The following is a 12,782-nucleotide window of genomic DNA, read 5'->3' on the forward strand; positions in this document are numbered from 1 at the left end:
TGGTACCAGCATGAGCGGGCTCCTCGTCCAGGTCGACCGGTGCCGGCAAGGTCGGATCATGACCACCACCGCTTCGCCCGCCGGCATCCGATCGGCCCCGGCCGCAGCACCGTCCGGGATCCTGCTCACGATCCTGCTCGGCGGCCTTTTCATGAACCTGCTCGACGTGTCGATCGTCAACGTCGCCATCGGTCCACTGCAGCGCGACCTGCACGCCGGGGGAGCACAACTGCAGCTGATCGTGTCCGCGTACGTCATGGCGTACGCGGCGCTCCTGATCACCGGCGCCCGACTCGGGGGACGCTTCGGACATCGACGGATGTTCCGTGCCGGGCTGCTGGGTTTCAGTCTCACCTCCCTGGCCTGCGGGCTCGCCACCAGCGCCGATGCGCTGATCGCCTTGCGGGTCTCGCAGGGGGTCGCGGCGGCCTCGATGCTCCCTCAGGTGATGAGCCTGATCCAGGTGTGCTTCCCCGCCGGTCCGGCACGGGCTCGTGCTCTGGGCTGGTACGGCCTCGTGCTCGCGCTCGGCACGGTCGCCGGTCAGTTGGCGGGCGGCGTCCTGCTGCAGGCGGACATCGCCGGGTCGGGGTGGCGCAGCGTGTTCCTCATCAACGTGCCGATCGGGGTGCTGCTGTGGTGGCTCGCAGGATCACAGCTGCCGACACGGACGTCGGTCCCGGTCGACGGTCTCGACCTGCCGGGCGTCGTCTGCTTCGGCGCTGTCATCAGTCTGGTCGTCGTGCCCCTGGTGCTCGGTCGGAGCCAGGGCTGGCCGGCCTGGGGGTGGGTCGCCTGGGGCTGCGCGGCGTTCGGAACCATCCTCATGGTCCTCATCGAACGGCGCTCCGTGGCACCCGTCCTGCCCGCGGACGTGCTGCGGACCAGCGGCCTGCTGCCCGGGATCGCGCTGTGCATGCTGACGGTCGGCGGATACGCCGGCTATCTCTTCACCCTCTCCCTGCACCTGCAGACAGCGCTTCGGATGGGCCCGCTGGCCACCGGCATCGCGTTCCTGCCCCTGGCTGCCGGCTTCGCGGCGGCATCACTCAGCAGTCCGCGCCTGCCGAGGCGGCTGACCCGGTGGTTGATCCCGGTGGGACTGCTGGGGTGCGTCGCCACCTACCCCGTGCTCGGTGCCGTGGTGGGCGACGGCGCGCGGCCGTCCACCGGCTTCTACCTGCTCCTGGTCGTCCTGGGCGCCGGCCAGGGGTACGCGGTGACGCCGGTGATCGGGCTGTCGCTGGCCGCCGTGCCGGTGCGGCGGGCAGCAGAGGCGAGCGGGCTGCTGTCCTCCGCCTTCCAGCTCGCCCAGGTGGCAGGGGTGACGGGGGTCGGCTCGCTCTACCTCGACCGAGCCGGCAGTGCGGGCTCGGCGGGCGCCGTGCGGACGGTCTGCGAGGTGCTGGCCTTCGCCGCTGCGGCCGCCCTTGTCTGCAGCGTGCGACTGCTGCGGGTGTCGCCCGGCTGATCGAGCGGCTCAGTCGTCGTCTTCGACGCTGCCGGACCGGGCCGGGTCGAGCGCGAGCTCCTGGGCCCGCTCGGGCAGCGGGGGTGCGATGCCGCCGTGCGCAGGGCACAGATCGCGGAAGCTGCACCAGTCGCACAAGCGGGAAGGGCTGGGTCGCCAGTCACCGTCGCTGGCGGCGCGTTCGATGGCCGCCCAGAGGGCACGCACCTTGCGCTCGGTGGCGAGCAGGTCGTGCTCCTCCGGCTCGTAGCGCACCAGCTCGGAGTTGCCCAGGTAGACCAGCTGCAGCATCCGCGGCACGACGCCGCGCGTGCGCCAGAGCACCAGCGCGTAGAACTTCATCTGGAAGAGCGCCTTGGCCTCGAACAGCTGCGAGGGCGAACGCCCGGTCTTGTAGTCGACGACCCGCAACTCGCCGCCGGGGGCGACATCCAGCCTGTCGACGTACCCCCGCAGCGTCAGTCCGTCGACCTCGACCTCGACATAGAGCTCGCGCTCGGCCGGCTCCAGGCGGGTCGGGTCCTCCAGCTCGAACCAGCGCTCGACCAGCACGGCGGCGTCGGCGACCCACTGCCGCATCGCATCGGGGCCCTCGGCCACCAGGGCGGCCAGCTCGGGCTCGGCCTCGACGAGTGCGTCCCACTGCGGGCCGATCAGGGTGCGCGCGTGCTCGACCGTGCGCTGCGGCGCCGGGACGTCGAAGAGCCGCTCCAGCACCGCATGCACCAGCGTGCCGCGCGCGGCGGCGGGGCTCGGCGGCTCCGGGAGCCTGTCGATGGTGCGGAAGCGGTAGAGCAACGGGCACTGCATGAAGTCCGATGCGCGGCTCGGTGAGAGCGCCGCGGTGCGGGGGAGTGCCGTGTGCTGAGCCATGCAGGTGACTGTAGGACCGCGCGCCGACAACGCCCCGCACAACCTGCCGCGCGGCGCATGCGTGGTGCAGGAGAACGACGTACGCGTCGCGATCCCTTCATGCGAGCCACGACCCCGGCACGACGTCACCGCGCGGTCCCTCATCAGGCCGGCGGGGTGGGTCGGGTCGGTGGGAGCGCACCGCCCGGTCGGTCTTGGAGGAGAGAAACCGAATCGCCGACAACCCACCCGGTCAGGTCTTCCCGACGCAGCAGAATGGCCACGGTGCCTACAACCGACGCGACGTGGTCCGGCAGCGGCACGTAATCGACACCGGCGTCCTCCCGGCCGCCCGTGAACGGGCTCGACAGCGAGCAGTTGCAGCGGGCCACCACGCACCCGACAGTCGGCTCTGAAGTGCTGGACAGGGCCTGCGACTAGCCTGAGGACATGCCGCGAACCCCCGAAGCTCCCGGCCCCGGGTGGCAGATCGGCCAGGTCCGCGGCGTGCCCGTCTATCTGGGCCGCAGCTGGCCCATCATCGCGATCTTCATCGTGGTCACCTTCGGGCCGCAGGTGCACGGAGTCCTGCCCGAGCTCGGCTCCGGAGGCGCCTACCTCGTCGCGATCGGCTACGTCCTGCTGCTCCTGCTGTCCGTGCTCGTGCACGAGGGCTCGCACGCGCTGGTGGGGCAGTGGCGGGGATACCGGGTGCGCCAGATCGTCGCGGACCTGTGGGGCGGGCACACGTCGTACGACACGGCCGACACCACACCGCTCTCCAGCGCCATGGTCGCCGTCGCCGGACCGCTGAGCAACGGGGTGCTCGCGGGCCTCGGTTACCTGGTGCTGCAGGGCACCGACGGCGGCGTGCCCCGGCTTCTGGTGCAGGTCTTCGTATGGACCAACGGGTTCGTCGCGGTGTTCAACCTGCTGCCGGGCCTGCCGCTCGACGGCGGATTCCTCGTCGACTCGCTCGTATGGCGGATCACCGGTTCGCGCGCCACCGGTCTGCTGGTCGCCGGATGGTGCGGCAGGGTCGTCGCCGTCCTCGTCGTGGTCGCCGCCTTCGGGCGCTCGATGCTGGACGGCGGTCAGGTCGACCTCTACACGGTTGTCTGGGCCGTCCTGATCGCGGGCTTCCTATGGGTGGGCGCGACGAGCGCCATCGCGAGATCCTCCGCGAGTCGGGTCATCTCACGGGTGACCGTGCGGCAGCTGCTGACCCGGGTGACCCTGGTCCCGTCCGGCACGCCGCTCTCCCGGCTGCGCGGTGACGGTGACCTCGTGGTCACCGACCCGGCGGGGGTGCCCTGGGGATTCGCGACCGCCGCCGACCGGGCCCGCGTTCCCGCGGGCATCGGCAGCGCGCCCGTGGACGCGGTCGCGCGGCGCCAGCCGCAGGGCTGGGTGGCCCAGGTGGACTCGGTGGACGACGACTGCACGGAGCTCATCACGGCGGTGCAGTCGGCCGACCCCGCACCGGAACAACTGCTGGTGACGCTCCGAGACGGCCGGCCTGTCGGCATCATCCGGACGGCTGACCTCGGACAGGCTCTGCAGGCCGCCTCCCGGGCTCACTAGGCTGCGCCCGATGACCACACCGACCGCACACGCCACGGGCGCCGACACACGACGCGGTCCGTTCACCGCAGGCGAACGCGTCCAGCTCACCGACGCCAAGGGCCGGATGCACACCATCACCCTGGGCGAGGGCAAGCAGTTCCACACCCACCGTGGCCACCTGCTGCACGACGACCTGATCGGTGCACCGGACGGCAGCACCATCACCAACACCGCCAACGTGCAGTACCTGGCACTGCGGCCGCTGCTGTCGGACTACGTCATGTCGATGCCGCGCGGCGCGGCCGTCGTCTACCCCAAGGACGCCGGCCAGATCGTCACGATGGCCGACATCTTCCCCGGTGCCCGGGTCGTGGAGGCCGGGGTCGGCTCGGGTGCGCTCAGCATGTCGCTGCTGCGGGCCGTGGGCGACACCGGGCACGTGCACTCCTTCGAACGCCGCGAGGACTTCGCCGACATCGCCCGCGGCAACGCCCGCGCCTTCTTCGGCGCGGACCACCCGGCATGGACGGTCACCGTGGGCGACCTGGTCGAATCGCTTCCCCAGCACGAGGCGCCGGGCTCCGTCGACCGAGTCGTGCTCGACATGCTGGCGCCCTGGGAGTGTCTGGAGGTGGTCGCCGAGGCGCTCGCGCCGGGTGGCGTGCTCATCGCGTACGTCGCGACCGCGACACAACTGTCCCGGGTCGCCGAAGCAGCCCGTGACCACGGCGGCTTCACCGAGCCGCAGGCGTGGGAGTCGATGGTGCGAGGCTGGCACCTGGAGGGTCTGGCGGTGCGCCCCGAACACCGCATGCACGGGCACACCGGCTTCCTCATCACGACGCGCCGGCTGGCGCCGGGCGTCACGCCGCCGCTGCGCAAACGCCGCCCCGCGAAGGGCGCCTACGGCGAAGAGAACGACGCGTCGAGCTCGACCTGGGATGCCGAGGATCTGGGCGAGCGGCCCGTCTCGGACAAGAAGGTGCGCAAAGTTCGTCGTTCCTTAAGTGAGCCGCCCGCGAGTTGATCAGTCCGTCGGGTTAAGGTCGAGTGACATCACTCGCGAAGCGCGCCGCTCCATGCAGGAGGCCTGATGTCCGACCAGCAGCCCCACGAGTCCACGCCCTACGACGCCGTCGAGAGCCTCCAGCAGGAGGTCAAGGCGCTGCGCACCCGCCTGAACGCCGCGAGTGCGGGCCGTAACCCGCAGCTCACTCAGCAGGTCAACCAACTGCAGTCCTCCGTGGGCACCCTCTCGGCACAGAACGAGCGGCTCGTGCGCACCTTGGGCGAGGCCCGCGAACAGATCGTCACGCTCAAGGGGGAGGTCGACCGACTCGCACAGCCGCCCGCGGCGTACGGCGTGGTCCTCGCCGTGCGGGACGACGCGACGGCCGACATCCTCAACAGCGGGCGCAAGATGCGCGTCGCGGTCAGCCCGACCGTCGAGCCGGAGGTGCTGCAGCCGGGCCGCGAGGTGCTGCTCAACGAGGCGATGAACATCGTCGCGGTGACCGGGTACGAGTCCATCGGCGAGCTCGTCACGGTCAAGGACCTGCTCGACGACACTCGGATCCTCGTCGTCGCGCACACCGACGAGGAGCGGGTCTGCCGCCGCGCCGCGAGCCTGGACGGGCAGACCGTACGCGCCGGCGACTCGCTGCTGCTCGACAGCCGCAGCGGCTTCGTCTACGAGCGCATCCCCAAGGCCGAGGTCGCGGACCTCGTGCTCGAAGAGGTGCCCGACATCCAGTACGAGGACATCGGCGGCCTGGCCGGGCAGATCGAGCAGATCCGCGACGCGGTCGAGTTGCCCTACCTGCACAAGGAACTCTTCCGCGAGCACGCGCTGCGGCCGCCGAAGGGCGTGCTGCTCTACGGTCCTCCCGGGTGCGGCAAGACGCTCATCGCCAAGGCGGTCGCGGCGTCGCTGGCCCGCAAGGTCGCCGAGAAGACCGGGCGCACCGAGACGCGCAGCTACTTCCTCAACATCAAGGGTCCGGAGCTGCTCAACAAGTACGTCGGCGAGACCGAGCGGCACATCCGGCTGATCTTCCAGCGCGCTCGCGAGAAGTCCTCCGACGGCACGCCCGTGGTGGTCTTCTTCGATGAGATGGAGAGCCTCTTCCGCACCCGCGGGTCTGGCGTCTCCTCCGACGTGGAGACGACGATCGTCCCGCAGCTGTTGTCGGAGATCGACGGTGTGGAGCGCCTGGAGAACGTCATCGTGATCGGTGCCTCCAACCGCGAGGACATGATCGACCCGGCGATCCTGCGGCCCGGTCGGCTCGACGTGAAGATCAAGATCGAGCGGCCGGACGCCGAGAGCGCCCGGGACATCTTCGAGAAGTACCTCACCGTCACGCTGCCGCTGCACGCGGACGACCTGGCGGAGCACGGCGGTTCGGCGCAGGAGACGGTGACCGACATGATCCAGGCGACCGTCGAGCGGATGTACACCGAGATCGACGAGAACAAATTCCTGGAGGTCACCTACGCCAGTGGCGACAAGGAGGTCCTCTACTTCAAGGACTTCAACTCCGGCGCGATGATCCAGAACATCGTCGACCGCGCGAAGAAGATGGCGATCAAGGACCAGATCACCCTGGGCGCCAAGGGCATTCGCATCGATCACCTGCTGCGCGCGTGCGTCGATGAGTTCAAGGAGAACGAGGACCTGCCCAACACCACGAACCCCGACGACTGGGCGCGGATCTCCGGCAAGAAGGGCGAGCGGATCGTCTACATCCGCACGCTCATCGACGGCAAGGACGGTTCGGAGCCCGGGCGCGCGATCGACTCGATCGCCAACACGGGTCAGTACCTGTAGTCCTCGGGCCAAGACCTATCGGCGGTTGTCCGCAGTTTCGGGACCCCGTCCGCACGAAACTGCGGACAACCGCCGGCAGCGTCCGACAGCGTCGGACCGGGACAGCCGATACCTCCGCCGCGTAACGGCCACTCGCCACCTACGGCGCAGTAGTTTGAGGCCGCGGCCTCTGCTCTGCCGTGTCCTGCTCCGTCGGAAGTGGTCCCCCCATGCGTTCGTACGCCGCGCTGCGCAGTCTGCTCCTCGCCATGCTCCTCGGGTGCGCGCTCGCCGCACCCGCCTCGGCGTACGCCGCCGTGCCGACCGGTGGGACGCACCCGGCAGGTGCCGCTCGACCGGCTGCCGTCGCCGGACCGGCACCGACGACCCGACTCACGTCCGTCGCCCCGACCCGCGTGATCGACACCCGTACCGGTCTGGGTGGTCCGAAGGGCGCTGTGGCAGCAGGCAGTACGACGACCGTGCAAGTGGGCGGGAAAGGTGGCGTGCCGACCTCCGGCGTCGCCGCCGTCGTCCTCAACATCACGGTCGCGGGGCCGGCGAGCTCGGGATACCTGATCGCCTACGCGACCGGCTCCACCCGACCGGGCACCTCGAACATCACTTTCGCCGCCGGGCAGGCCGTGGCGAACCAGTCCGTCACACCGGTGGACGCGAGTGGCCGGGTCAGCGTCTACCTGTCCACCTCGACACAGTTCTTCGCCGACGTGTCCGGCTACTACGCCACCGGCGGCTCCTACCACCCGGTCACACCCACCCGTCTGCTGGACACCCGCAAAACGCACACGGTCGCTGCCGGATCCACCACGACCGTGCCGGTGACGGGCGTCGCAGGTGTCCCGTCGAGCGGCGTCGGGGCCGTGGTCCTCAACATCACGGTGGTCGCGCCGGCCACCTCCGGTTACCTCATCGCCTACCCGGCCGGAGCGGCCCGCCCGTCGTCCTCGAACGTCAACTTCGCCGCCGGGCGCGCAGCGGTCGGTGCGACGTTCGCGCGGGTGGGCAGCGGGGGAGCGGTGTCCATCTACACCTCCGCGACGACCCACCTGCTGGTGGATATCGCCGGGTGGCTGCCGACGACCGCCGACTACACCGGTGTGACCCCTGTCCGCCTGGTCGACACCCGTAGCGGCACCGGCGCCCCGAAGGCGCGCGTGCCGGCCGGCGGCAGCCTCACCGTGCAGATCACGGGAGCGGGCGGCGTACCCACCTCGGGCATCAACGCCGTCGAGTTGGGCGTCACGGCGGTCGGGCCGTCGGCTGGCGGCTATCTCACGACCTACCCCGCGGGCGGCAGCCGCCCCGGATCCTCCACCCTCAACTACGTGCAGGGACAGGCCGTCGCCAACTCGGTGACCGCCAAGGTCGGCGCGGGCGGCAGGGTCACCATCTTCAGTTCGGCCGAAACCGACCTGCTCGTCGACGTGCAGGGGTACTTCCGCTACCCGCTCACCGGCGTGGTCTCGTCGTGGGGCGCGGGATCGAGCGGCCAGCTCGGCAACGGCACCAGCCCCGATTCCTCGAGCACGCCCGTGCGGGTCAGTGCCCTGTCGGGCGTGACCGGGATCGCGGCCGGCGAGGCCACCGGGTACGCGCTGCGGGCCGACGGCACTGTGTGGGCCTGGGGTGACGGCGCGGCCGGCGAGCTCGGCGACGGCGGCAGCCTGGACGGTTCGAACCTCACCAGCGTGCCGCGCCAGGTCGTCGGTCTGACCGGCGTCACCGCAGTGGCGGCGGGGTACTTCTCCGGGTACGCGCTGCGTGGCGACGGCACGGTCTGGGCGTGGGGCAACGGCTTCCACGGCGAACTCGGCAACGGATCCGGCAATTCCAGCAGTACGCCGACGCAGGTCACCGGGCTGACGCGGATCGTCGAGATCTCGGCGGGATGGGACACGGCGTACGCGCTCGCTTCGGACGGCAGCGTGTGGGCCTGGGGCGACGGGTACTACGGGCAGATCCCGGGGACGACCGAAGGGTCGGCCACCCCGGTCAAGATCTCCGGCATCAGCAACGTCACCTCGATCGTCGGCGGCGGCCGCTCGGTGCTCGCGCTGACCTCCGACACCGGAGTCTGGGTCTGGGGGGACAACTCGGTGGGCCAGCTCGCCCTCAATTCACCCGACCCGTACGTGACCGTGCCGACGCGCATCCCGGGTTACACGGCGAACGCGGTCGCGGCGAGCGGCGTCGACGGGTACGCGATCCGCGGTGGCGGCGTCTCCGCCCAGGGGCAGGGCACAGGCGGTGGCATCGGCTACGGCAGCACCGCGGACTCCCGCGTGCCCCAGAGCGTGCTCAATGTGTCGGGCGTCCTCTCCATCGCGGCTTCGGACAACTCGGCCTATGCCCGGATGTCCAACGGCACCGTCGCCGCATGGGGCGACAACAGCTACGGCCAGCTGGGCAGCGCCGGCCCTGCCGACTCGGCGAGCACACCGGTCGTGGTCACCGGCATCAGCGGCGCGACCGCGATCGCAGCCGGCGGCAGTTCGGCGTACGCGATCACACCCTGAGCTTCACGCCGGCACGACGTGACGGCGCAGGAAGTCGTTGAGGAAGCGGCCGGCCGGGTCGAGCTCACGGCGTACGGCGTCGAAGTCGTCCAGGCGCGGATACGCCGCGTCGAGCCGCCCCGGGTAGGTGAAGAGCTTGCCCCAGTGCGGGCGCGGGTCGAACGGTGCGAGGGCCTGCTGTACGAGGTCGACGGCGGCCGACGCGGCGGCCGTGTCCGGCCGCCAGGTGAAGTGGAAGACGACACTGTCGCGGTCGTACGTCGGGGCGAGCCATTGCGCGTCGGCCGCGACCGCGCGGATCTCCGACACGATGGTCACCGGGGCGATGCGCTCGCCGATCTGCAGCAGCGCGTCGGCGGCTGCCGCTCCCTGTGCCGCTGGCACGAAGAACTCGGACTGGATCTCGGCCCCCGAGCTCGGCGTGAAGCCCATCCGGAAGTGCGGCAGCCGATCCGACCAGAGGCCCGGGACGCCGCCTTGCTCGGTCACCTTCTCGTTGGTCTCTCCCGAGCCCCACGAGGGATGACGGGTGTCCTTGATCCATTCGGCGCCGGGCACGGCGGGAGTCCCCGTCACCTCGTCGAGGCGGCTCTTCAGGACGATGTGGTCGGGGCCCGCCCCGATCCACCGCCCGAAGACGCTGACGCTGTAGGCCGATTCCAGGATGGCGCCCAGCCCGGCCGTCAGCTGCGACCAGGTCAGTCCGACGAAGGTGTCCTGCCGCACCTGGTACGCCGGCTCGACCGACAGCCGAAGCCGGGTGACGACCCCGAGCGCGCCGAGCGACACCACGAGGGCGGCGAAGCGCGGGTCGGAGCGGTCGAACCACCGCACCTCGCCGTCAGCACTCAGCAGCTGCACCGCCTGCACGGCGCTCGCCAACCCGGGCCGGCGGACCCCCGAGCCGTGCGTGCCGGTCGCGACACTCCCGGCGATCGTGATGTGGGGCAGGGACGCGAGGTTCGCGAGGGCCAGCCCGGCCTGCGCGAGGTAGGGCACCAACGCGCCGTACGTCATCCCCCCGCTGACCTCGACGGTGCTCCGGTCGTCACTGACGACGGGCGGCTCCACGAGCCCCGACAGATCCAGCTGCCAGCCCTGCTCGCTGTCCGCGACGTGGTTGAAGCTGTGACCGGAGCCGGTGACCTTCGCAGCCGGCGCCTCGCGCAGAACCCGCCGCAGCTCCTCGATGGAGGCGGGTCGAATCCGCCGACCTGAGCGGTAGTCGATCGTCCCGGACCAGTTGGTAGCTCTCAGCTGCGCATCCGTCGTTGCCATCCGGCAACCATGACACGCCAGCCCATGAGAAACACTCCCAACACGATCGTCGCGACGATCACGAAGCTGACCGCCACCCCGCGGCCTGTCAATGCCCGCAGCACCATTCCGATCACGACGGCCCCCACCCAGATCGGCACGCCTGCTCGCAGCGACGCCGGCGCCCACCGCCGTACACCCACCGCGACCGCCCACCCGGCGGCCGCACCCACCAGGAACGGCCACGCCACGACCGCGGACTCGAGCACGGGGTGGCTCTCGGAGTGCGACGCCCGCCCGATCGCGGCGAACGCCACGATGAGCACCACGTCGAGGACAGCGGCTACCACGGTCGAACGCCGCGTATCAGCCTGTTCGGCCCTAGGAGGCGTCTGGGTGGTCGTCATTCATCGAGCCTAAGACGCCGGCCGCCGATGACCTCATCACCCCAGATCCAGGGTCTCGGAGCCGCTATCTGCAGCCTCTGAAACGAGGTGCAGGCGCATCGCCTGCAGCGGCACCCCGGCGCCGAAGCACCGCCGCTGCACATCCTCCCCGCATCTCGGTGCAGTCACGCAAGGAGCGTTACGCCGACAAGACCGAGCAAGGTGACGTGCGAGCGAAACTGCACCGGGGCATCCCAGCGGGCCCATCGGTAGCGCAGCTGATTGGCCCTCGATGAAACCCCCGGCGCACGCCCATCCCATATCTGTTCGTGTCGGCACCAGAAGCGCTTCTTATGTGTGGACAACTGCTGAAATAGCAACACCGACGCCGGGGGATGTGGATATTTTTAGCTCGAATCATAACTACTGGCAGGGACATTCGTTGGATTTACCCTTGCGCCAGGAGTCGAACACATGTATGATTCAAGATAGACGGCAAGGGGCGCCGTCATCAGCGCAGGAGGGGCCATGGCGCAGTCGAAAACTGAGCACCGGCGCCCTGCTGCGCCGGGTACCGGTGACCGATTGATGGCTCTGCTGGGCAAGTTCGCTGCCGGGCTGGACGAATGGCCGGACGCTCTGTGGCAACTGGACGAAGCGGCCCTGGGTGAGGTCGTCGGGGGCATGCTGCGGATCACAGCTCGCGCGGAGAACGTCGCCGCGCTGGCGACCGCGGATGCGCTGAGTCGGGGGACCGTGGCGAACTCCACGGCGACGGGTGCTCCGGCGTGGGTCGCCCGTCAGGCAGCTGGTGTCGAACCCGCGGTGGTGCGCCGGGTGGGTTCGGTGGGCGTGGACTGTGCGGATCCGGCCAATCAGGTGGTTGTTGAGGCGTTGGCGACCGGGTCGGCGAGTGTGCCGGTGGCTGCTGCCGCGTTACGGCAGGTGCCAATGATCCTGCCGCAGCTGCCGACCGTGGATCGGGATGACCTGCTGGGCCGGTACCTGTCGTTGTCGGACTACGGCGCAAAGACGTTGCGGGAGTTGACCACCCGCATCCTGGGGGAGTACGCGCCGCAGCAGCTGGTGCGGGATGAGGAGCGTCAGCAGGAGTGTGAGTCGGTGTTCTGGGCCGACCTACCGTCCGGGTTGACCCGGTTCGTCGCCGAACTCTCGAGCGGGCACGCCGCCATGGTCAAGCACGCCCTGCGCGCCTTATCCGCTCCCGCGCCGGTGGCAGCTGGCGGCGAAGGGCCAGAGCGGGATACTCGCACCCCCGCTAAGCGGCGTGCGGACGCCCTGGTGCGACTGGTCGACACCGCCGCCGGGGTGTTGGACGGCACCAGCTCGCGGCCGGTCGGAGAGTTCGGCGGGACCGCCAAGATCCTCGTCACCCTGGACTACAACACTCTGTACGAGGGGCTCCGGGACGCGGGCCGGCTCGGCCAACACGGCTCAGACGAAAACGGATTCGCGCCGACCTATCTACCGGGAATCGGGCACAGCACCGACGGCGACCACCTCGACGCCGGCACCCTGCGCAGACTCGCGTGCGATGCCGACCTGATCCCCGCAGTCCTCGGCAGCGAGTCCGAACCGTTGGATCTCGGGCGCGCCAAACGCCTCTTCACCGGCGGACTCAGAACTGCGATCATCCACCGAGACCAGCACTGCACCTTCCCCGGCTGCGACCGACCACCCGACTGGTGCGACGCCCACCACATCACCCCATGGTGGGCCGGCGGCGGAACGAACCTGTCGAATGCAGCGCTGCTGTGTGCAAGGCACCACACGATCGTGCACCGCGACCTGCTCACCGCCACCGTCACTACGACCGGTGTCACCTGGGACCTCACCCCAGGCCTCATGCCCGCCCGACCCGGCCAACGACCCGCCGCATGACG

The 12,782-nt window shown here is 70.2% G+C and carries 9 protein-coding genes; 6 read left to right on the forward strand and 3 right to left on the reverse strand.

The features are described from left to right. Positions 1-58 precede the first annotated feature (58 nt). Complete coding sequence (locus HNR15_RS08010) at positions 59-1,471, forward strand: MFS transporter (protein WP_179480640.1); 1,413 nt, start codon at positions 59-61, stop codon at positions 1,469-1,471. 9 nt (positions 1,472-1,480) lie between these two features. Here the strand turns inward: HNR15_RS08010 and HNR15_RS08015 are convergent, their stop codons facing one another. Then, positions 1,481-2,344 (reverse strand): RecB family exonuclease, encoded by an 864-nt coding sequence (locus HNR15_RS08015; protein WP_179480642.1) that lies wholly within the window; start codon positions 2,342-2,344, stop codon positions 1,481-1,483. A gap of 429 nt (positions 2,345-2,773) precedes the next feature. Between HNR15_RS08015 and HNR15_RS08020 the strand changes: the two genes are divergently transcribed. The 4 genes from HNR15_RS08020 (at position 2,774) to HNR15_RS08035 (ending at position 9,235) form a co-directional block, all read left to right on the forward strand. Continuing rightward, complete coding sequence (locus HNR15_RS08020; protein WP_179480644.1) at positions 2,774-3,907, forward strand: site-2 protease family protein; 1,134 nt, start codon at positions 2,774-2,776, stop codon at positions 3,905-3,907. 10 nt (positions 3,908-3,917) lie between these two features. Then, the gene (locus tag HNR15_RS08025; protein ID WP_179480646.1) at positions 3,918-4,916 is read left to right on the forward strand and encodes a tRNA (adenine-N1)-methyltransferase; all 999 of its coding nucleotides are present in this window, start codon (positions 3,918-3,920) and stop codon (positions 4,914-4,916) included. 66 nt (positions 4,917-4,982) lie between these two features. Next, a complete protein-coding gene (gene arc, locus HNR15_RS08030) occupies positions 4,983-6,719 on the forward strand; it encodes a proteasome ATPase (protein WP_179480648.1) in 1,737 nt (578 codons plus the stop codon). A 209-nt stretch (positions 6,720-6,928) separates the two neighbouring features. Continuing rightward, positions 6,929-9,235 carry a hypothetical protein gene (locus tag HNR15_RS08035; RefSeq protein ID WP_179480650.1) on the forward strand — a complete coding sequence of 769 codons (2,307 nt, stop codon included), beginning with the start codon at positions 6,929-6,931 and terminating at the stop codon, positions 9,233-9,235. A gap of 3 nt (positions 9,236-9,238) precedes the next feature. On the opposite strand, the gene HNR15_RS08040 is transcribed toward HNR15_RS08035, so the two are convergent. Both HNR15_RS08040 and HNR15_RS08045 read right to left on the reverse strand, forming a co-directional pair. Beyond that, positions 9,239-10,513 (reverse strand): FAD-binding protein, encoded by a 1,275-nt coding sequence (locus tag HNR15_RS08040; protein WP_179480652.1) that lies wholly within the window; start codon positions 10,511-10,513, stop codon positions 9,239-9,241. Then, positions 10,489-10,842, reverse strand: a complete 354-nt coding sequence (locus HNR15_RS08045) for a DUF3054 domain-containing protein (RefSeq protein WP_343048468.1) — start codon at positions 10,840-10,842, stop codon at positions 10,489-10,491. The genes HNR15_RS08040 and HNR15_RS08045 overlap by 25 nt, the downstream gene beginning before the upstream one ends. A 564-nt stretch (positions 10,843-11,406) precedes the next feature. Here HNR15_RS08045 and HNR15_RS08050 point away from each other — a divergent pair. Next, positions 11,407-12,780, forward strand: coding sequence for an HNH endonuclease signature motif containing protein (locus HNR15_RS08050; protein ID WP_179480656.1), 1,374 nt, complete (start codon positions 11,407-11,409; stop codon positions 12,778-12,780). Positions 12,781-12,782 lie beyond the last annotated feature (2 nt).

This window comes from Allobranchiibius huperziae, assembly GCF_013410455.1.
In the GTDB taxonomy this organism is placed as follows: Bacteria; Actinomycetota; Actinomycetes; order Actinomycetales; family Dermatophilaceae; genus Allobranchiibius; species Allobranchiibius huperziae.